At 69.6% G+C, this 21186-nt stretch carries 16 protein-coding genes and 2 pseudogenes; 4 read left to right on the forward strand and 14 right to left on the reverse strand.

Features of this window, described 5'->3' with window-relative positions:
* Nucleotides 1-65 precede the first annotated feature (65 nt).
* From eccCa to OG507_RS39200, 3 genes are read right to left on the reverse strand one after another with little or no spacing between them, the layout of a single operon-like run.
* Nucleotides 66-4127, reverse strand: coding sequence for a type VII secretion protein EccCa (gene eccCa, locus OG507_RS39190; RefSeq protein ID WP_327365081.1), 4062 nt, complete (start codon nucleotides 4125-4127; stop codon nucleotides 66-68).
* Nucleotides 4128-4556: a WXG100 family type VII secretion target gene (locus tag OG507_RS39195; RefSeq protein WP_327365080.1), complete on the reverse strand. Its 429-nt coding sequence runs from the start codon at nucleotides 4554-4556 to the stop codon at nucleotides 4128-4130.
* Nucleotides 4557-4558: 2 nt separating this feature from the next.
* Nucleotides 4559-5035, reverse strand: a complete 477-nt coding sequence (locus OG507_RS39200; protein WP_327365079.1) for a WXG100 family type VII secretion target — start codon at nucleotides 5033-5035, stop codon at nucleotides 4559-4561.
* A gap of 175 nt (nucleotides 5036-5210) precedes the next feature.
* Between OG507_RS39200 and OG507_RS39205 the strand changes: the two genes are divergently transcribed.
* Nucleotides 5211-5834, forward strand: coding sequence for a hypothetical protein (locus OG507_RS39205; RefSeq protein WP_327365078.1), 624 nt, complete (start codon nucleotides 5211-5213; stop codon nucleotides 5832-5834).
* 32 nt (nucleotides 5835-5866) lie between these two features.
* Here the strand turns inward: OG507_RS39205 and OG507_RS39210 are convergent, their stop codons facing one another.
* The 8 genes and pseudogenes from OG507_RS39210 to OG507_RS39245 form a co-directional block, all read right to left on the reverse strand.
* Nucleotides 5867-8569: a right-handed parallel beta-helix repeat-containing protein gene (locus tag OG507_RS39210; protein ID WP_327365077.1), complete on the reverse strand. Its 2703-nt coding sequence runs from the start codon at nucleotides 8567-8569 to the stop codon at nucleotides 5867-5869.
* A gap of 28 nt (nucleotides 8570-8597) precedes the next feature.
* Nucleotides 8598-9956, reverse strand: a complete 1359-nt coding sequence (gene eccD / locus OG507_RS39215) for a type VII secretion integral membrane protein EccD (RefSeq protein WP_327365076.1) — start codon at nucleotides 9954-9956, stop codon at nucleotides 8598-8600.
* A 48-nt stretch (nucleotides 9957-10004) separates the two neighbouring features.
* Entirely contained in the window at nucleotides 10005-10313 is a 309-nt protein-coding gene (locus OG507_RS39220; protein WP_327365075.1) for a WXG100 family type VII secretion target, read from the reverse strand.
* A gap of 85 nt (nucleotides 10314-10398) precedes the next feature.
* Nucleotides 10399-10761 (reverse strand): WXG100 family type VII secretion target, encoded by a 363-nt coding sequence (locus OG507_RS39225; protein WP_327365074.1) that lies wholly within the window; start codon nucleotides 10759-10761, stop codon nucleotides 10399-10401.
* A gap of 335 nt (nucleotides 10762-11096) precedes the next feature.
* Nucleotides 11097-11561: pseudogene (locus tag OG507_RS39230) on the reverse strand (transposase); the annotation flags it as partial.
* A gap of 106 nt (nucleotides 11562-11667) precedes the next feature.
* Entirely contained in the window at nucleotides 11668-12015 is a 348-nt protein-coding gene (locus OG507_RS39235) for a transposase (protein ID WP_442810911.1), read from the reverse strand.
* On the reverse strand, nucleotides 12012-12341 hold the full coding sequence (locus tag OG507_RS39240; protein WP_327365073.1) for a transposase: 330 nt from the start codon (nucleotides 12339-12341) through the stop codon (nucleotides 12012-12014). Before OG507_RS39240 ends, OG507_RS39235 begins: the two co-directional genes overlap by 4 nt.
* A gap of 115 nt (nucleotides 12342-12456) precedes the next feature.
* Nucleotides 12457-13170: a GNAT family N-acetyltransferase gene (locus OG507_RS39245; protein ID WP_327365072.1), complete on the reverse strand. Its 714-nt coding sequence runs from the start codon at nucleotides 13168-13170 to the stop codon at nucleotides 12457-12459.
* A 1256-nt stretch (nucleotides 13171-14426) separates the two neighbouring features.
* On the opposite strand from OG507_RS39245, the gene OG507_RS39250 reads away from it, so the two are divergent.
* From OG507_RS39250 to OG507_RS39260, 3 genes are all read left to right on the forward strand, one after another.
* Nucleotides 14427-15086 carry a hemerythrin domain-containing protein gene (locus OG507_RS39250; protein WP_327365071.1) on the forward strand — a complete coding sequence of 220 codons (660 nt, stop codon included), beginning with the start codon at nucleotides 14427-14429 and terminating at the stop codon, nucleotides 15084-15086.
* Nucleotides 15087-15273: 187 nt separating this feature from the next.
* Nucleotides 15274-15699, forward strand: coding sequence for an MFS transporter (locus tag OG507_RS39255; RefSeq protein ID WP_327365070.1), 426 nt, complete (start codon nucleotides 15274-15276; stop codon nucleotides 15697-15699).
* Complete coding sequence (locus tag OG507_RS39260; RefSeq protein WP_327365069.1) at nucleotides 15696-16448, forward strand: hypothetical protein; 753 nt, start codon at nucleotides 15696-15698, stop codon at nucleotides 16446-16448. The genes OG507_RS39255 and OG507_RS39260 overlap by 4 nt, the downstream gene beginning before the upstream one ends.
* Here OG507_RS39260 and OG507_RS40595 read toward each other — a convergent pair.
* The 3 genes and pseudogenes from OG507_RS40595 to OG507_RS39270 all read right to left on the reverse strand — a co-directional run.
* A pseudogene (locus OG507_RS40595) lies at nucleotides 16436-16534 on the reverse strand (YceI family protein); the annotation flags it as partial. The gene OG507_RS39260 and the pseudogene OG507_RS40595 overlap by 13 nt on opposite strands.
* Nucleotides 16535-16750: 216 nt before the next feature.
* Nucleotides 16751-19207 carry an MFS transporter gene (locus tag OG507_RS39265; protein WP_442811080.1) on the reverse strand — a complete coding sequence of 819 codons (2457 nt, stop codon included), beginning with the start codon at nucleotides 19205-19207 and terminating at the stop codon, nucleotides 16751-16753.
* A 974-nt stretch (nucleotides 19208-20181) separates the two neighbouring features.
* Complete coding sequence (locus OG507_RS39270) at nucleotides 20182-21150, reverse strand: amidohydrolase family protein (protein ID WP_327365067.1); 969 nt, start codon at nucleotides 21148-21150, stop codon at nucleotides 20182-20184.
* Nucleotides 21151-21186: the final 36 nt, after the last annotated feature.

Here is a 21186-nt window from a genome sequence, read left to right on the forward strand (position 1 = left end):
GGGCGGTCCGGGCGGGGACCGCCCGCCGGTCATGAGCTTCGGGTGGCGTCAGCCGGTACGGGTGGCTAGTCGTCGGCCGCGTCGTGCACGGTCTGGACGAGGGAGGCGCCGCTGCGGCGGGAGACGAGGATGCCCCGGCCGGGCGGGAGGCGCCGCGCCCGCTGGTCCTGCAGCACCGCTCCCTCACGGGGATCGCCGGACAGCAGCAGCCCGGCGGAGCCGAGTTCGCGGATCCGGCCGGCCACCGGGTCGGCCATCGAGCGGCTCATCCCGCCGTTCCTGCGGGCGAGCACCACGTGGAAGCCGATCTCGGCGGCCTGGGTGATGTAGTCGCCCACCGCTGCCAACGGTCCGCGTCCGGTCGCCCCGCCCGAGGCCACCAGGTCGTAGTCGTCCACGACCAGGTACAGCTCGGGCCCGGCCCACCAGTCGCGCTCCTTCAGCTCGCGCGGGGTGATGCCGGGGGGAGGCATCCGCTCCTTGAGCTTCTCCACGACCTGTGCCACGTAGACGGCGGCGGCGTCCGGATCCCCGGCCACCGCGCCGACGTAGTCCTCGGGCACCGCGCCGAGCAGTCCGCGCCGGTAGTCGATGACGATGAAGCGCGCGTCCCAGGCCGACCGGCGCTTGGTCACCGCGCGCATCCACGAGCGCAAGAACGAGGTCTTGCCCGAGCCGGAGTCGCCGTAGACCAGGAAGTGCGGTCCGTCGGCGTCCAGATCGAGGGCCGCGGGAGCCAGGTCGAACTCCCTGATCCCGATCGGCACGGCGCCCGCGGGCAGCGCCTCGACCCCGCCGGGAAGGGCCTGGCAGGCCCCGTCCAGCTCCTCCGGCGTGATCAGTTCGGCGAGCACCCGCAGCGGCGGGGCGACAGCGCCCTTCCAGCCCGCGACCAGCTCGTCGACCACGACTTCCTGGGCCTTGGTGAGATTGTCGGTGGACGCCGAACCGTCCAGGCGCGGCAGCGCCGCCTGGAAGAAGTTGCCGGGCGCCGCGAGGCCGCGGCCGGGCACGAACGCGCGCAGCTGTCTGGCCAGCGGCCGGGAGATCTCCGACTCGGCGGGCTCGGCGAGGCGCAGCTCCAGACGGCCGGTGATGGTGTCGCGCAGGTTGGCCCGCAGTTCGGCCCAGCGGTTGGCGCTGAGCACCAAATGCACACCCACGTTGAGGCCTCGCACCGCGATGTCGGGGATGACCTCCTCGGCCTCGTCCATGGCCCCCCGCAGGGCGGCCCAGTTGTCGACGACGAGGACGATGTCGGCGGCGTTGACACCGTCGGGCAGGGACTTCTCGTCACGGAGCCGGCGGAAGTCCGCCGCGGAGTCGATCCGCAGTTCCTGAAAGAGCCGCTCCCGGTCGTTCACCAGCTGGCGGACCACCGAGAGAGCCCGCCGGGTGCGCGCCTCGTCGTGCCGGGTCGTGATGCCGGAGACGTGCGGTGCCCGCTCCAGGCCGATGAGGCTGCCGCCGCCGAAGTCGATCCCCAGGAACTGCAGTTCGTCGGGGGTGTGGGTGAGCATCGCGCTCACCATGAGCGAGCGCAGGAGGGTGCTCTTGCCGGACTGCGGCGCGCCCACCAGGATCAGGTGCCCCTGCTGGCCGGACAGGTCCAGGAGCAAGGGGCGCTGCTCCTGGCGGGCGGGCAGGTCCACCACGCCGATCGGGAAGGAGAGGCCGCCGCCCTGGGGCCACATCACGGCGTGGAACCCGCGCTCGCCCTCGGTGCCGACGGGACCCAGCATCGAGTCGAGTTCCGCCATCGCGGGCAGCGGTGGCAACCACACCTGGTGCACGGGATTGCCGTGCGCCCTCACCCGCTCCACGGCCACCTGCATCTCGGTGCGCCGACCGGGTAGCGGCCGGGAGAGCGTCACCGAGGGCTCGGCGTCGTCGGTCTCCTCGGCCTGGGCGTCCTCGGCGGTGCGCATGCGGAACGGCACCGGGGCCGGGGGCGGTCCCGTCACCGGCTCCCGCTCGTCCTCCTCCTGGTAGGCGCCGGATATGTGGGCGACGCGGAAGCGTTCGTAGAGGGACTCGTCGACCTTCAGGTACGCGGAGCCGGGGATCGAGGGGAGCCGGTAGGCGTCGGGCGTCCCGATCACGGCCCGGCTCTCCTGTGCGCTGAAGGTGCGCAGACAGATGCGGTACGACAGGTGTGACTCCAGGCCGCGCAGGCGGCCCTCTTCGAGCCGCTGGGTGGCCAGCAGCAGGTGCATGCCCAGGCTTCGGCCGACTCGTCCGATCTGGACGAAGAGCTCGATGAAATCGGGCCGCTGGGCGAGGAGCTCACCGAACTCGTCGACGACGATCATCAGGTACGGCATCGGCTCCAGCGGCCTGCCGTCCAGGTCGGTGCCGCCGCTCGCCTGCAGGATCTGGTACTCGCGGACCGAGTCCACGTTGCCGGCGCTGCGCAGCATCTGCTGACGACGCTGCTGCTCGCCCTGCAGCGCAGTGCGGACCCGGTCCACCATCGCCAGGTCGTCGGCGAGGTTGGTGATCAGGCCCGCCACGTGCGGCAGTTCGGTGACGCCGGCGAAGGTGGCGCCGCCCTTGAAGTCGACCAGGACGAAACTCAGGTGCTCCGGGGCGTGGGTCATGGTCAGACCCGTCACGAGGGTGCGCAGCAGTTCGCTCTTGCCGGAACCGGTCGCGCCGACGACCAGGCCGTGCGGCCCGACGCCGCCCAGCGCGGACTCCTTGAGATCCAGCACCAGCGGGGCGCCGTCGCCGGTGAAGCCGATCGGCAGCCGCATCAGCGCCTCGTCCTCGGGCTCCCGCCACAGCTCGGTGGGGTCGAACGAGCCGAGATCCGCCACGCCCAGCATCTCGGGCAGGGCGACGGTGCGGGCGAGGACCTGCTCCTGCTCGCCGGACAGCCGCAGTGGCGCCAGCGCCCGGGCCGTCTGCTCGCCGAGCCGCGGCGGGCACTCGTCGGCGACCGCGTCCCGGACCGACTGGACCAGGGCGGGGTATCGGGTCTCCAGGGTGAGGGTCCCGTCGGCGTCCACCCGGGCGCGCGCGTCGACCCGGCTGGGCTCCTCGCTCTCCTTCGTGACCAGGCACACCACGTGCAGACCGCTCTCCGGGCCGGCCTCGGTCAGCAGATCGGCCACCAGCGGCAGTCGCGCCCATTCCGCGTTCGGCCGGAACCCGTCGAGCACCACCACGAGATGGCGGGAGACCCTGGTCTCGCGCCGCACGCCCAGTGAGCCGGCGCGCTCCGCGCGTTCCTCGCGCACGCGGTCGACATGGGACTGGAGCAGGTCGGCGATGCCGTCCATGCTCTCCGCCACCATGGGGACGGAGTCCCCGCGGCCCGGCTGGCGAGCGTGCGGCAGCCACTTCACCCACCCCCAGGAGGGGTCCTCGCCCGCGGTGAGGGCGGCTATCTGGACGTCGTCGGGGGCGTGCAGGACGGCGATCTGCAGCAGCATGGATCTGACCTGCTCCGCGGTGCGCTCCTCGGGTCCGAGCACGCTCAGGACACCGGTGTTCGCCAGATCGACCCAGGCCGGCTGCAGGCCGACGGTCTCGAAGTCGCGGGCGAGCTTCTCGGCGCGGCGGTGCGCCTCGGGATCGTGCTCCGTCGTGGGGTCGCTGTGCCTGCTCAGGGCGATACGCATCGCCGGCGTGCCGCTGCCGATCCCCAGCCGCAGCTTCAGGAAGTCCGCGTCGGTGGGCCTGCGCTCCCAGACGCGGCGCGGACCGGTGGTGGCGATCGCCCACAGCCGCTGGGGGCTCGGGTGCACGAAGGCGCCGACGGCGCGCTGCGCGGCCGCCGACTCCCGTGCCTGGCGTCGGATGTCGCCGAGGTATTCGACGTACCGGTCGCGCTGGCGGAACTGCGTGCGTCGACCGGCGTTCTTGGTCTGCATCCTGACCAGGACGGTGACACCGATGGAGACGACGACGAAGCCGATGCCGAGCATGATCATCCATGGTCGGCCGAAGGTGACCATGTAGGCGGCCATGCTGACGCTGCTGAGGAGCGGCAGCAGCATGTACAGCCAGGTCTGGGCCTGGTTCTGTGCGACCTTCTGCGGCGGCGGCGCCAGCGAGATCTGCTGGTCCGGGACCGACGGCGGGAACGTCCTGGCCGGGCGGTGGAAATCTGTCCTGGTCATTTAGTTCGGGAAGTCCTGAGTGATGGGGAAGCCGGGTCCGGTGTGGTCCGACGGGCCGGTGTCGCCACCGGACGGAACCGCGAGCTCATTGGAGAAATTGACGAATGCGGATTCCAGCTCGAGTTCCAGGTGGCTGAATCCGACGGCCGTTCCGAGGATTCCTCCGGCGAGGGCGGGAAGGACGCCGATCTGGCCGTCCTTCTCGCCGAACATCTGCCGCATCACCCGTGTCCAGCGTTCGCCGAATTCATGCGCCTCATCGGCGCTGGGCGCCACCCACCCCAATTTCAGGGCGGCGGCGGTGTTGTTGATCCGCACGATCGCTTCACCGATCTCGTTGGCGAGCGACATCAGACTGCCGCCCTCCGCGCCGAGCGTCTGCGGGTCGATCTTTATCGAGCTGATGTCGTAGTCGACGCTCTCGGGCATGGTCAGCCTCCGGAATTCTGGGTGTTGGCGTGCTCGGCGGCTGCGTAGTTGTCATAGGCGGTCTGCATGCGGCTCGCCATGTCCCGCAGTAGTGCCTCCAGTTCGCGAGAGGCCCTCGCGAACCAGCTCGACATCACCTCGAACGACGACGCGGAAGGACTCTGCCAGGAGGTGTGGGCCGCCTCGAAATGGTTCTCGATCTGGCCGATCAGGCCCGATATCTGCTCGCTCTCCCCCCGTACGACACCGATCGCACGCCTGAGTTCGCCCAGCGCGACCTGGAACTCGCCCGGGGACATCGTGCCGCCTTGGCCACCTGAATTATTGCGACTGCCGCCCGAGCCCTTCTCTTTCGCGACCAGCACCTTTCCGCCGACCTCGGCGGGTTGCCGCACCGCACGAGCGAGCGGTTCCGCTTCGAGGGCCCCCGTTCGAAGTGACGCGGTCAATGCGGCAGTGTCCCCTGTCGGCGTCGCCATGAGTCATGCTCCTTTTACGTTGCCCGCCGGCCGCAGGCCGCGGATCTCCGCTCTCGAAGTCCCGGCTCGATTTTTTCTTGGCCGGACTTCGGTATGACAAACTGATACGCGTCGGCAACTGCCGACCGGAGCGCCGGCCCTGTCCGGCCGGCGGACGCGCATACGGGAGAAGAGAATGCCTAATCCCCAGCAGAACCACTCCGGCTCCACCGGAGCGGGCGACGGCGACGACCCCGACGCCGGAAAGGACCTCGGCAATACCGTCCCCACCATGTCGGTCGGTTGGGACACTCCGCCCAGCTTCAACGTCGACCCGGGCGGCCAGACCGGCGGCCAGTCGGCGAGCGACGTGGTCGACAGCGGCCCGATCCGCTTCGACGCGGGCACGGTACGTGCGACCGAGAACACCCTGCTGGCCCAGAGCCGCAACGCAGTCTTCAACTACGAGGCGCTGCGCCAGAAGGTCGACGGCGCTGTGCACGGGCAGTTCTGGGGCCCCGCCGCCCCGCCCCCGCCCATCTCCTCGGGTCAGTACACGGGCGGCCAGACCCCCGGGGGGACCGGCTGGTCCCCGTCGCCGCAGGAGAGCGACGACAACGACCAGCGCACGCTCGCCGAGATCGGCGAGGAGTTCGCCCGGCACATCAACCCGGCGATGCAGAAGGCCCTGGCCATGCAGAGCAACTCCCTGGAGCTGCTCGGCAACTTCATCGCCATGATCAACAACGCGGGCCAGTCCTACGCCCGTGTCGACCGGGCCTCGCGCTTCCCCGAACCTCCGGGCTCCGTCACCGGCTGAGCAGGGCGCCGCGTGCCCGCGGTGCCGGGCCATCAGGCCACCACCGTGGGCACGTCGGCCGGCAGCAGCACCGTCAGGTCCTCGTCGCCGACCTCGGCCAGGTCGGCCACCCGCATGGCGTGCCGCTCGGTCATCTGCTGGAAGGCCTGGCGGGCGGTGCGCCCGTTGCCGAAACGCTCCGTCCGCTCGATGGAGTCGAAGTGGGTCAGCAGCGCCGCCGCCGTCTCCTCGCCGAGCCGGTACTCGTGCTGGGACGCCTGGTGTTCCACGATCCGCACCAGGTCCGTCGACGCGTAGTCGTCGAAGCGCAGTGTGCGGGTGAAGCGTGAGGCCAGACCAGGGTTGGAGTCGATGAAGCGCTCCATGTCCTCCGGGTAGCCGGCCGCGATCACCACCACGTCGTCGCGGTGGTCCTCCATCAGCTTCACCAGGGTGGAGACGGCCTCCTGCCCGAAGTCGTTGCTCTGCCCCGCCGGTGCCAGGGCGTACGCCTCGTCGATGAACAGCACGCCGCCCAGCGCCTGCCGGAAGACCGCGGTGGTCTTCGGCCCGGTGTGGCCGACGTACTCGCCCACCAGCGCGCTGCGGTCGGCCTCCACCAGGTGTCCACTGGCCAGCAGCCCGAGCGCCGCGAGCAGGCGACCGTAGAGCCGCGCCACCGTCGTCTTGCCGGTGCCCGGGTTGCCGGCGAAGATCAGGTGTCGGCTCAGCGGCGGAGGCTGCAGCCCCGCCTCCTGACGTCGCTTGACCATCTGCATCAGCTTGGCCATGGAGGCCACTTCGCGCTTGACGCCCTCCAGACCCACCAGCCGCTCGAGTTCGGCCAGCAGCTCCGGCAACCGGTCCTCGCCGACCCGCTCCTGGACGCTTACCTCGGCGGCCTGCCCGCCGGCCGCGCCGCGCGCGGCACCCACCGCGCCCACCGCGGCGGCCACTTCGCCCTTGTCGGCCGTCGGCATGGTGGCGGACTTGACGTTGCTGCTGCGGCACTGCTCGAAACGGGCCGCCGCGTCGTCGGCCTGCGACAGGTCCTCGTCCGTGTCGTGCACCAGGCACCGGCGCAGCACGGGGGAGGCCTTCGCCCCCACGTGCACCGCCGGATAGCCGGTGGCGGAGACCGCGCAGTCCTCCAGCAGCCCCTCGGCGCCGTCGCCCACGTATACGCCGTTCTTCGCGGCGCCCGCGATCGTCACCGACCGCACCCGGGGCTTGGCCCCGGTCCAGATCACCAGTCCGCTGCCCTTGGCGTCGGCTATGGTCAGTTCCTCGATCCAGGGCTCACTGCGCTCGTCGAGGAAGACTCCGGCCGACCCCGAGCCGTCGACCCGCCCGCCGAGCACCACCGCGCCGGTACCGGCGGCGATCTCGATGCCCGTCTTCGAGGGCCGGAGCACCTCGCAGCCCTCCAGCAGTGGCCGGTGCCGGCTGTCCAGGCGGATGCCGGTCTCCGTCTCGCTGATCACGCACCGGCGCAGCACCGCGTCGGCGTCCTTGATGTCGACGCCCGTCATCCGCGCCCGCTCCACCCGGGTGTCCTCGGCGGTGAAGTCCGCCGCACCCTCCACCCGCACCGCGTGCTGCGCGCTGTCCCGCACCGTGCAGGAACGCAGTTCCACGCGGGCGCTTCCGGCGAAGTGCAGGGCCGTGTACGCGGTGGTGGAGATCTCGCACTCGGTGAGCCGGACAGTGCAGCGGTCCGTCGCGTGCACGCCGTTGGCCCCGGTACGGGCCACGGTGCCGCGGTGCACCTGCAAATCGGCGCCCTCCACGGCGGCCAGGCCGGTCCCGGGCACATCGACCACGCGTGTCTGGTCGAGCTCCACCCGGCCGGTGCCCATGACGATCACCCCCGCTCCGCCCGTCTCCCGGATGTGGCAGTCGTGTATCCGGAGCTCGGCGGCGCCGCCCGCCAGTACGCCTTCTCGCCCGGTCCGGAAGATCTCGCACTTCTCCAGCCGGATCCGCAGGTCCTCGCGGCCGGCCGCTGCGGCGTCCCCCTCGGCGGCGGATTCCGAGGCGGCGGCCGCGGCGCGGGGGGCGTCGGCGATCCGCACCCCCTGGGCCTTCGTGTCATGCAGCCGACAGCCGCGCAGCAGGGGGCGCGCCGGGGTCTGCACCAGCAGCGCCGCGTCGCCGACGTGCCGGATCGTGCAGTCGTCGAAGGTGCCCCGGGACTCCCCGGTCAACACGATGCCGCACCCGGCGACCCGTTCGACGGTGGTGCGGCGCATCTCCACCCGGGCGGCGTCGCTCAGCGTCATGCCGTGCCCGGCCGTCGACCGGATCACGCAGTCCTCGAGGACCGCGGCCGCGGTTCCGGTGATGTGGACACCGGGGCCTTCGGTGTCCTCGATGGTGCACGAGCGCAGTTCGGCGGCGTCGCGGGTGACTTCGACCCGGCCGCCGGACACCGCGCAGTGGTCGAGCACCGGCGCGCCGCCGCCGACGAGCACCGCTGGTCCTTCGCGGTCCGTACCGCCCTCGAGCGTCAGCTCTCGCAGCACGGGCGCGCCGCCGCTCACACTGGCGGCGGGGCCGTGCGCGGCCACGATGCGCACCGTGCCGGGGCCCTTCTCCGCGACGACGGTGACGTCGCGGTCCAGGACCAGGGACTCGCGGTAGACCCCCGGCTGGACGTGGATCACCGTGCCCTCACCGGCTGCCCGGACGGCGGCCGTGACGGTGCGGTAGGTGCCCCAGCCTCGGTCCGCCACCCGCAGCGCGTTGCGCTTCACCGGTGCCGCACTCCGTTCCCCGAACCCGTCACGGCGTCTGTCCCGAGTGCAGCAGCGACGTGTAGACGCCGAAGACACCCACCGCGAGCGGCACGGAGATCACCAGGAAGAACCCGGCGAGCGGGTCGATCCAGGAGGGGCGTTCCTCGGTGGCGTCCGCGCGGAACACCCTGCTCAGGCCGAAGGCCAGGGCGAGCACGGCCGCGCCGAGCAGCGCGACGGGACCGGTCCAGATCGGTGCGCCGAAGTTGCCCGGGGCCTTGATCACTGCGGTCGCCAGGCCGATCGTTCCCGCGGCCACCAAGGGGACGACCGCCGCAGCTATGGTCAGCCGCCCCGCCCGCAGGATGAGCGTGAGGCCGAGGCAGCCGGTCAGGGCCACCGCGAAGGACTGGTGCGCGGAGCCCAGGACCATCAGACACGCGGCGACGACGAGGGATCCCAGGGTGTTCGTTCCGATAAGCAGCCGCTGTCCCCGCTTCACCAGGTGCAGCACGCCGGCCTCGTCGGCGTAGGCGTCCGCGCCGCCGGAGTCCGGCCCGGCCAGGACCGCGAAGTGCCCGGCGGCCTTGGGGGCGGCGCCGAGCACGGCCATCATCGTGATGGCCACCACGGCGGAGGCCTCCAGCAACGTGACCTGGCCGAGGGTCAGGCTCGCGGTCAGTACGAGGGCAAGGACGGTGATCGCCACTGCCATCAGCGTCGTCGCGTGGCGGACGGCCAGCAGGCCGGCGAGCGCGCCGATCACGCCCCCGACACTCAACGCCAGCAACATGGAACCGGTGTTCACCGTCGCCACCGGTACGGAGGCGGCGGCCACAGCGAGCAGCGGAACGGCCGAGTACGCGATGATCAGCCGCAGGCCCAGCGGGAGCGACCAGCGCTGGCGGGTGGCGTGCCAGGTCAGCAGGGTCAGCGAGAACGCGACGACCATCGCGCCGACGCCGGTGGCCGGCCGGATGGTGGCGCCGACGTCCGACCAGGTCAGCGTCACGAACCCCGCGATGAGGGTCAGGATGCCGAGGACCAGGGTGGTGTAGGCACGCGGCCGCCAACCCCACACGGCGACGTCGTCGCCGACCTTCCCGACCGACTCCTCGAGGTCGGTGACCACGGGCTCGTCGAACTCCCCCACGGCAGCGTCCCGCAGGTACAGCGTGGCGCCGTCCGCGACGCCGGACTCCCGCAGGGAGGCCTCCGGCGAGAACGGCGGGGCGCCGGGCAGGGCCAGCGACCAGACCGGAGGAAAGGTTTCGTCAAACTCCACCTGACCCACGAGTCCGAGCAAGGTCGGGGTGTACTCGGCGATGGCCGCGTGCGCGGGCACCGCGAGGTCCACCCGCCGCCGCGCTCCCACCACGGTCACATGGCAGCGTTCATTCTCCACTGGGCGTCGTCCTTGTCACACGTCGGCATGAGCCGGCTCTGTCGGGGGTCAGTGCGTGGCGTTCCACGTCTTGATGTTCGCTTCCTCGGCCCCGGCATAATTGCCCCAGTTCACGCGCATCACATGGGCGATCTCGCCGAGCACGCCGTCCTCCTCCTCGCTGCCGAAGAGGCCGACGGCGGCCATGTCCCACTCGTGCATGCGCATCTGGTACTCGCCTGCGGACTGGGCGTTCCATGTGTCGATCAGCGACCGGATCCGGGCCCGCAGGGCGTGCAGTTCGCCCATGATGTGCTCGGCCGAGGCGTTGAGGTCATGCCCCGCAGTCTCCAGGTCCTGACCGACATAGATGGGCATGCTTTCAATATCGGGCATTTCGGTTCCTCCGACGAGAAATGTGTTCCGTGCTGCGTGCGTGCGCGCAGGCCGGCGCGCATCGCCGTCAAACCAGGTTCGCCTTCGGCAGGTTCACGGCGCTGAGGTTCTTCAGGTTCGAGTGCTCGGAGCCCAAGTAGTTGTCCGCGGTGGAGTCCAGGCCGTTCGCGATGGCGAGAAGCGCGTTCTGCAATTGCGCCGCGTACGTGTCCCACTCCTTCATGAGCTCCTGGAAGGTGCTGGAGGCGACACCCTTCCACTTCGCCTCCAGGCCGACGACGTAGCTCTTCAGTGCGTCGAGTTCCGCCTGGACGGTCTGTTCGGTGGTGCGGATGTCCCCCGCCTTGACCTTCAGGTCCTCGGGCGTCGTCTGGTACAGGACGCCGTCCGAGCCCTTGAAACCGATATCCCCGCCGTCGGTCGCCGCCATGGCGCCCCGCCTTCCTTGACTGTTGCCTGGAGACCGGCGCACCGGCCCTGCGCGAGAAGCGCTGAATGCCCGCCACTGCGGAAGCCCCGTACCGGGTAGGCGTGATGCACCCGCCGAGCGCCAGAACACTTGACTCGGGAAAATGATGTTAAGCGACGGCCGTGGCGGATCGTTCATCCGGTGATGAGAATTAACCCGATGTTGGCTTGCGAACTTCGCTACGCGCCGGTCACATTACGGAGTGAGACACAACATACCTGGCCCAAGCCCCCTGGCTAAGACCCCATGCCCGGCCCGGCGGTCCAGGCGGTTGCGATGGCGATCAGCTCCGGGCGGTCGAGCGGACGGTTCTGCCATTCCGCCATGCCGTCCATCACCTTGTCGGTGATCGTGCTGATGGTCGTCTTGGACACGTCCGCGCCGTAGACCTCGGCCAGGTGCGCGGAGATCTCCCCGTGCGCGAGGCCCTTCGCCGACAGCGAGAGCACCATCTCGTCCACGCCGGTCAGCCGGCGCTGCCGCTTCTTGACGATGGCCGGCTCGAAGGAGCCCTCCCGGTCGCGAAGCACGTCGATCTCGACCGGCCCGATGTCTGTCAGCACCGTCTTGGACCGGGTGCCGTTACGGGAGTTGCCGCCGTCCTTGCCCGCCGGGTCGTGCTTGTCATAGCCGAGATGGTCGGTGATCTCGCCCTCCAGGGCGGACTCCAGAACCGTCTTGGTCAGCTGCTGCAGCAGTCCGCCCTCGCCGGTCAGCTGCAGCCCCTTGCTGCGGGCCTGCTCGACGAGCTGGTCGATCAGTTTCTGCTCGACCGTCGCAGCCCCCGGCGACGGATCCGCCTGGTCAGTGGCGGCCACGAACTCGGTCACGGTGTCAGTCACTTGATGTCTCTTCCATGATCATCAATTACACCGGTGGGCGTACAGACCCGCGCTCGACCTGTAGCCGCACCAGCGTGCCGTGCAGGACGGGCAGTTCCTCCTCGGCGTGGTCCAGCCACGGGCCGCGGTGGGTGAGTCTGGGGTGCATCCGGTCCCAGGCCATCGCCTCGGCCTTGCCGTAGTGGGTGGTGTCCGTGCTGGTGGTGACGTCGGGCTGGTGCCAGCTGTCGGGCTTGGCGAAGGTGAGGACGCCGCCGTGCCGACGGGGCCGCCCGCCCCTCGGCCCGGGGCGGACCGGGCCTGGGTCGCGGAGCATGACCCGGTCCGAGCGCAGGCGCCCGACGGCCAGGGCGGCCGGGTCCGTCCCGGTCACTTCACCCAGAGGACCATGCATCGCTTGAGGACATCACGCTCCATCTCCAGCTCGCGTATCCGCTTGTTCTTCTCGCTCATCTCCCGCCGCAGCCGCTCCAGCTCGGCCCGCTCGGCCTCGCGGATCCGGCCACCCGGCGCGGGCTCGGCCGGCCGGTCGGACGACGCCGACCCGTTGCGCCGCCACCGCGACACCCAGCTGTGCAGCGTGCCGGAGTGGACGCCGGGTTCCTCGGCGACCTCCGGGATCGGCCTGCCCGTCTCGATCACAATGCGTACAGCACCCTCACGAAACTCGGGCGTGTACGTCCGTTGCTTGGACCCCATGAACCCCGACTTCCCCTGCAATCACGGACTCCACGCTACGAGGGGAGGGACACAAACCGCCCGACTGCGGAGGCGGTAAACGGTCCGCAACCGCTCCACTCGGGTTTTTCGCACATCACGGCGCCCTGACCGCCGTCAACTGGGTGTGACGACGAAGTGCGAACCCCAGCGATTCGTAAAGCCGGATCGCTGCGCAATTGGCTGCGGCGGCCTGCAGATACGACGTGTCACCTCGCTCGTGTATGTGGGCGGCGACCGTGCGCACCAGCCGGCCTGCCAGTCCCTGGCCACGGAAGTCCGGGTCCGTGCACACGGCGCTGATCTCGGTCCAGCCCGGGGCATGCAGCCTCTCGCCGGCCATCGCGACGAGTCTGCCCTCCCACCTGAACCCGAAATACGCCCCCAGTGTCACCGTCTTCTCGCGGAAAGGACCCGGTTGCGCCCGCGCCACCAGGTCGAGCATGTCCGGCACATCGGCCGGGCCGAGTCGCACGGCCTCCGGATCCGTCTCCGCACGGACGGAGGCGCCTACCATTTCGACGCCTGGGATCGCCTTGGAAACGGTCCACCCGGCGGGAGCGTGCGTGATGCCGGGAAGAAACGTTTCTTCCCCCGACTCGAACAGGCCCGCGAGGTCCTCCCAGGCTCCAGGATCATCCGGATCGGCCAGAGCAGCGAACGGAGAGACCTCCCGCGCATAGCGGGCAGCGCTCCCCCGTCTCTGCGCGAAGGCCGCGTGAGGCCCGGTGAGCGCCGCCCAGGCAACGTTGTCAAGCGTATGGGCTGGCAAAAGGCGGCCGGACCCGTCAAGCGGGACGGAAAGGCTCATTCTTGTTTTCCTACATGTAGTGCACGCTTGCCCGGTCCGGGCCTTGGGGAGACGCTTCCTCGACCGCAGTACACGCGTACGGATGAACAACAACAGGGGCTACCTAGCACCCTGGGGAACACGTTCGGCCTCCTTCGGCCGGAGGCAGGATCAAGCTGCCCAGCCGACAGTGGGCCGTTCGCCGTCAGCCCGCGGCGAACGCGTCCAGGAGTATTGATCCGTAGCGTCGGGCGGCAGATGCACGGCCCAGCCGAGTTCGCCTTGCTCCGCCATCACATCCTCGATCAGAGACGGATGGGGGCGGCAGGGCGGAAGGCAGCCGGTAATGTGTGTGGCCGTCCTCCGAGTGGAAGTGGCGAGCGCGCCCCGCCCCTGTGTGTAGGGGTGGACGACCCGGTTCGGGCGGCGACTTCCTCGTGGGCATGTGAGGCCCGGGAATGGTGGGGAGGACAACGCTACGAAGGACGGTGACGGGTAGGAAAGCGCAGACCCGGGTCCGGAGCAGGACTACCGAATCCGGCGAGCGCTACCAGCGGCGATCGCGGATAAAGTGGCAATCCCGCCGTCAGGTCCGTAATTTGTGCGTCATTCAGAGTCCTCGTCTTTACTTTGGCGGCCATAATGCTACCGCCATACAGAAGAGCCCGGATCGCAGCCCGAGGCGGGTTGTCGGCCCCCACGCAATGCAGGCTATCGATGCCAGGAGCATGCGACGAGCATTTCGGGTGGCCCTGAAAGTCCTAGGATCGGCCGGGAGGCCGTTCCTGTCCCGATCCACAAGATTCGGACCCGTGGGCCCCTACCGGCCCGGGACGTTCTTCTTGAACTTGCGGTGCGGTGGTGTCATTTTCCAGTCAGTGTGCCCATTTCCTGGTGGCAGGCCGTCAGGCTCACGCGCTGCATCGTTGGTCCAGGTTCGCGCGTCACTGTGGACACCGTGGTGAGCTGCACTAGCATACACATTTGCGTGCGTACGCACACGCTGTACGGTACCTTACATGAGGCGCAAGCCGCCTTCGGCAGGGCAGAGCCGGCGGGAAGTGCAGCACCGGCACACCGTGAGACCTCCGGCGAAGCACGCAAGTGGCGCTTCCTTACGGTGGCCACTGCAGCGCCTGGCGCGCAGAGCACCCCCACCTCCCTCGAGCCCAGCACCCCTGACCTGGTCGTTCCATCTGAGACGGCCACGCCGACAGCCGCCTTGATAGCGGTTTCAACGATGAGTGAGGTTGCAAGTGACCCGACCCGATGAGCCCATGGCGGATGTCAGAGACATGTACATGGCACACGCCATGTTGCGCCGGGAGTTCCGCCTGCTTCCGCAGTTGGTGCGGGACGTGAAGCCGAGCGATGTCGAGCGCGCGAAAGCCGTCGGGGCTCACGCCGACCACATCTGTTTCCTGCTGCACCTGCACCACGAGGGCGAGGACCTGCTGCTCTGGCCGCTCCTGCTCGAGCGTGCGGGCGACAAGGCAGCGGCGATCGTGCCCACGATGGAGGAGCAGCACGGCGCCATTGAGCGGCATTACACAGAGGTGACCGAACTCCTGCCGCAGTGGCGTGCCACGGCGCAGCAGGGCGAGCGACTCGCCGGTGCCATCGAGCGGTTGCTGTCGGCGCTGGTGGAGCACCTGATGCTGGAAGAGAAGGAGATCCTTCCCCTCGCCGGGCAGTACGTCACCGCGGCCGAGTGGAAGCAACTCGGTGCGCACGGAATGGCGAAGACTCCCCCGGAGACCATGCCGCTGGCCCTCGGCATGGCGATGTACGAGGCCGACCCCGAAGTGTTCGAGGATCTGCTCGCCGACGTGCCCGAACCCGCCCGCCTGGTCCTGACCGACTCGGCACAGCGCGCCTACGCCGACCACGCGCAGCGCCTGTACGGCACCAGCACCCCACCCCGCGTCGGTAACTGACCCGGACCACACCGAGGGCGATCCACCCGTCCCGAGTTCCGGTGGCGATCACCGGGGGGAGGGGGAGCGACTTGATCGGCTGATCGCGTAACCAACGACGAGGCCTCGTCACCGGCAGAACTCCGGCCGCGTCAACCGATGGCTTTCGGTACCGCGCCGACCCCGCTGTGGCCTCTGTACCAGGCGCGTGACCACTTCGGTCCGACCGAGGCCACCATCCGCCTTCGCGGTCATGGTCGTCGGGGCGGCGGCCGGCTTCCGCCTGCTCGGTCACCTATCCGACCGGCTCGGCCGCCGCATCATCGTTCCGGCGCTCGGCGTCGGCATCGTCTCGGCCGTCGTCCTTGCCGCACGGCCGGACCTGCCGGGTCTGATCGTCGGGCGCCTGATCACCGGCGTGGCAGTGGGACTGATGGCCTCGATGGTCACGACCTACCTCTCCGACTTGCACCACGAGGCCTACCCCGAGCGGGGCGGATCGCCGGTGTCCGCCGAGGTCGCCTCCGTCGCCAACCTCGGCGGCCTGGCATTTGGCCCCTCGTCTCCGGAGCCCTCGCCGCATGGGTTCCCGCTCCGCTGGTCACCAGCTACGTCGTCTTCACCGCCGCCATGACGGTGCTGCTTCTCCTGGTGCTCGCCACCCTTGAGACCGTCGACACCGGCCTCAAGGCCCAGGACTGGCCCGACCGCTTCGCCCTGCGCCCCGCGTTCGCCGCCGCGGCCGGCACCAGTTTCCTCGCCTGCGCGCTTTGGGCCTGTTTCCACACCACTGCGCAAAGCGCCCTGTGTGACCTGGGTCTGCTGCCGAACTACGCCTTCATCGACTCGTCGACGACGCTGTCGGCGACCCTGTACGGCGAGGACGGCATCGACCCGAAGACGGGCAAGGTGGTGTACACGTCCGAGACCGTCTCCTATGAGCGGCCCCGCCGCTTCGCGATCCAGGAGCTGGCGCCAGGCAACACCTTCTACGTCAACGGCTACCGGCACGAGATCACCGGCCTGGAGCTGTCGACGGGCGGCCGGCAGGAGTGGCGCACCTGGCGGGTGTGCCCAGGCTGCGGGTACGTACGCACCGAGGACGCCACCGACGATCGCTCGCCGTGCCCCCGGTGCAGGGCGAGCCAGATCGCGGACGACGGTTCCTGCCTGTTCCAGGTCGTGGAGCCAGCCACCGTGACGTCGCGGGACAAGCGTGAGGACGCACGGATCCGCGACGACAAGGGAGCTCGCCGGCCTCGCCGCTACCCTGGCTACGTGGCGCAAGGAGCTCTCCACGGACGAGAACGGCTCGCCCAGAGACCCGAGCGGTCATGTCGCCGTCTGCGCCGCCGACCGCGACAGGGTCAGCCCGTCATGTAAGTGACCGTCAGCACGGCGTGCGGCACCGCCCAGCCGTCCTTGGTGCGCACCCGCCCCCGCAGGCCCGTCTTGCCGATCGTGGTCATGCTCGTTGCTCGCCTTCCGTCGCGCGTGTGTTCCCCGGGGGAGCGGGGCCCGGGGGGATGCCCCGGGCCCCTGCGGGAGCCACCCGGTGTGGTCCGGTCCTGACGGCTCGGCCGTCCCCTGCCTGTGCTGTCCGGACCAGACCGGGGTGTCCCCCGGGGCAGCCGGTTCGTGCGTCTCCGCAAGCGCGCGAACCGGCCGTTCTCGAGAGGGCCCGCTCACCCCTCGGGGTGGCTGAGCTCCACGTCGACGTCCTTGGCGGTCTCGTCGTCGACCGTGATCGTGGTCGCGACCGGCGGGAAGCCGCTGGCTATGAGCGCGTACTCGCCCGCGTCCAGGTCGCCGAAGGCGTACACGCCGTCGCCGCCGGTCGTGGCGGTGGCCACGACGTTGCCGGCGCCGTCCACGAGGGTGACGCGCGCCTCGGGCAGCGGCAGCCGGGTCGCGCCGCCGAGGACGGTGCCCTGGACGCGGCCGCCGAGCCGCAGTGCGACGTCGACGCGGGTCGGGCCGGTGCCGGCGACCTCGACGGGCAGGGCGGCCGGCCGGAAGCCGGTGGCGTTGACCGCGAGGGTGAAGTCGCCGGCCGGGAGCTCGGCGAAGCCGAAGCCGCCGTCCTGCCCGGTGCCTCCGCTGGCCAGCACTTCGCCGCGGATGTCGGTGACGGCGACCACGGCGCCGTGGACGGGTATGCCGTCGGCCTCGGAGGTCACGGTGCCGGTGAGGCCGCTGGTGCCGGCCAGGATCACGTTGTGGGGGACCGGTTCCTCGCCGACCACGACTGTGGAGGCCTGCGGCTGGTGGCCGTCGGCCGCCGCGATCAGGACGTACGAGCCGGCGCCGGGCGCGGTGAGCGTGTAGCCGCCGTCGGGGCGGGTGGCGGCCCGGCCGAGCTGCTTGCCGGTGAGGGAGAGCAGGGTGAGCGTGGCGTGTGCGACGCCGGCGCCCTCGGAGTTGCGGACCTGGCCCTGGATGATCCCCCCCTCCGCCGCCGCGTGTTCGGGCGCGGCAGAGACCACGGCCGTGTCCGCCAAGGCTGCGGCGCCGTGCGGTACTGCCTGCGGGGCCGTCCGCTCCTCGGACTCGGAGCCAGCCGTCGTCTGCTGCAAGCCGCTCGCGGTCCTCAGCGGCACCTCCTTGATGAACAGCACCAGCAGCAGCGCCAGAAGAGACAGGGGGGCCGCCACCAGGAACACATCGCCGGCGCCGTGGCCGAATGCGCTCTGCACGACCGTCCGGATCGGCGCCGGCAATGTCGCGAGGTCCGGGATACTGCCGTCGGGCGAGCCGGTGGAGTCCACGCCCAGCGCGGACAGGCCGTCCGTGGTGTAGCGGGTGACCCGGTTCGAGAGCACGGCGCCCAGCGCGGAGACGCCGACCGCGCCGCCGAGGGTGCGGAAGAAGGTGACCATGGAGCTTGCCGCGCCGAGGTCGGCTGGCTGTACCTGGTTCTGCACGGCCAGGACCAGGTTCTGCATCATCATGCCGACGCCCAGGCCAAACAGAGCCATGTACAGCCCGGTCTGCCAGAGCGGAGTGTCATACCGCAGGCTGCCGAGGAGAGCGCTGCCGGCGGTGAGCAGAACAGCGCCGGAGACCAGGATTGCCTTCCAGCGGCCGGTGCGGGTGATGATCAGACCGGAGGCGGTGGAGGAGGCCGACAGACCTGCGATCAGCGGAATGGTGCAGATACCGGCCATGGTCGGCGTCTTGTCGCGCGCAAGCTGGAAGTACTGGCTCAGGAAGATCGTGCCGCCGAACATCGCCACACCCACGAACAGCGAAGCGCCCGAGGTCAGGCTGATCGTCTTGTTGCGGAACAACCGCAGCGGCATGATCGGCTCGCGCGCGCGGGACTCGACCAGCACGAAGATCAGGCCCAGCAGCACCGCGCCGCCGGTCATGACCCAGGTCTGCCAGGAAATCCACTCGTACTTGTCGCCGACGAAGGTGACCCAGGTCAGCAGCAGACTGACGGCTGCGGTGATGAAGCCGGCGCCCGCCCAGTCGACCTTGGCCTGACGCTTGACGACCGGCAGGTGCAGGGTCTTCTGCAGCACGATCAGCGCGATGATCGCGATGGGCACGCCGACGTAGAAGCACCAGCGCCAGCCGAGCCAGCCGGTGTCGACGATGACACCGCCGAGCAGCGGGCCGCCGACGGTGCCGACCGCGAAGGCCGCACCGAGGTAGCCGCTGTACCGGCCGCGCTCCCGCGGCGAGATCATCGCGGCCATGATGACCTGGGTCAGCGCGACCAGACCGCCGACACCGACACCCTGGACAACACGGCAGCCGATCAGCATCCCGGCGTTCTGTGACACGCCCGCGACCAGCGAACCGACCACATAGATCACCAGCGCCAGCTGGACCAGCAGCTTCTTGCTGAACAGGTCGGACAGCTTGCCCCACAGCGGAGTGGTGGCGGTGGTGGCGAGCAGGGATGCGGTGACGACCCACGTGTAGGCGCTCTGACCACCGTGCAGATCGGAGATGATCCTGGGCAGCGCGTTGGAAACGATCGTGGACGACAGGATCGCTACGAACAGGCCGAGGATCAACCCGGTGAGAGCTCTCATGATCTCACTGTGCGACATCGAACTTGAACGACCTGGGGGGGTGCTGGTGCGAGCATGCGACCTGTGCAGACGCGCCGGTGATGTCGTTGTTGCCATCGTCTTCCTTCTTGTGGATTCCTCAGATGTCAGGGCAATCTGCCCAGGTCCGGGTCGGGCGGCTACTGGCAACAGGCGTCGCGATGTCGTAAGACCCGTGGGCGAGGATCGCGCTGCAGCTCAGGAGACCGACCCGGCGGTAACCTCCCAGCGAGTGACAGCCGTCGTGGCCGCCGCCGCATGTCTTGCAACCGGCCGGTCGGCCGCACAGGGCCGACGCGCAGTTGGAGACCGAAGCGCCTACGTTGGTGGGCTCAACCAGCACATGGCTGGAGCATGACCGGAACCGGCCGTCTGACTCCGGGTGCAGCTCCTGTGATGCCCAAGAAGCGCCGATTCCTCCCACCCTTGCCACAGCGTACGTCTCATTGATTTCTGTGAGCAAACAATTGCGGGTAAAGAGTTCTAAACGTGGTAGCCCGTCTCTGGAAAAGCGGGTGCATTTGGCTCTCGTTCACACGCAGTGAGCCCGAAGGAGAGCCAAACTCCATTTGGGTCTTGGGCGGGGGCAGCGAAGTTGAGTGACCCAGGCCACTCAACTTCGCTGCCCCCGCCCAAGGTTCATTGTCACTGGGCATCTGGACAGTGCACGTCATCCGTTGCCTGAGTAGCTGCCGGATCCTGTGGATCGTCGAGGGGCCTCGGCGGTCGCTGAGCCACCGCGACTGCTGTCGTGCGCCGTTGGGCCTGGAGCAACCGCCCACCAGTCTCGTCCGTGGCGATGCAGCCGAGGTTGGGCTCCGAAGGAGCCGGTGACGGTGCCGATCAGGAGATCAGCGCGTCGCACCCCGCGAGCGCATCTGCGTCACTTTGGGTATGGGACTTGTCCATTGGAGATGGCCGAAGACACGACGATCGCTTGACAGCTGGCCGCCGGCGCCCCTGCTCTTGAGGCGCACTGCCATGGTTCCGATGAACGTGGTGCGGCTAACGGGGCCTGCGCAACGAAGGGATCCGCCAGTTGGTGAGCGAGCTCACGCTTGGGGGCGGTTCCCTGAAGGGGTGCGTGCGAGCATGGCGTCGGTCAGGAGTCCTGCACGCTCGGCGTTGCCGCCGTAGACAGCGGCTCGATCCGGTGCGTTCAGACCGCTGGTCTCGATGTCGGACACCGCGCGCTGCAGGGAGCCGCGGTAGGGATAGTCGGAGCCGAGCAGAATGTGCTGCGCTGACATCGTCGCCTCCGCGCAGCTCAGTGCGGGCTGGTGGTAGGAGCAACTGTCCACAAGGCAGCGGTTGCGCAGGTATTCCAGGCAGTCGTACTGTGCGGCGCCGGTGCCGCTCTGATCGATGAGGCGCTGAGCGAGGTAGGGAAGTACCCCTCCCAAGTGGGGGATGATCAGCGTCAGTTCGGGTACGCGGTCGAGCATTCCGGACAGCATCAGCTGCGCCGCCGTCACGGATTCCTGGACAGGCGAGGCGATGCTGCCGAACAGCGTGAACGCCTCGAACGAGGGGTGTGCGGTGAAGTCGTCCATGACCGGGTGCAGCATAAAGGGGAGGTTGTGCTGGGCCATCGCCTGGTAGACCGGCTCGAGGCGAGGCTCGTACAGACTCCAAGGGCGCGTCACGGTGAAGCCGATGACGCCCTTGACCAGAGGGTGTCCTGCTACACGCTCGAGTTCCTCCAGGCTGCCCTCGGTGTCACCGAAAGGAAGTGCGACAAGCGCAGCGAACCGGTCTGAGTGCCGTTCCGCTGCGGCCAGCAGTTCGTCGTTGCAGCGTCGGGCCAGGGCGAGGTAGCCGGCCCGATCGTCCCCCGGCGAGAGTCGGCACGGGTGCGGGATGGACGGCAGGGCGGCATCGATCCCGCTCGCGTCCATCTCGGGCAGCCTGCTGTCGAGCTCGACGCAGGGTTCGGTCAACACCTTGAGGCCGGGGGATTCTTTGGCGACAGCCTCGGTAAGGGCGGGCGGGGAGTAGTGCTGATGTACGTCGATGATCATGCTGGTCCTTTCTCGGAGCTGCCCCGGAAGCGGCCG

Source organism: Streptomyces sp. NBC_01217, from assembly GCF_035994185.1.
In the GTDB taxonomy this organism is placed as follows: Bacteria; Actinomycetota; Actinomycetes; order Streptomycetales; family Streptomycetaceae; genus Streptomyces.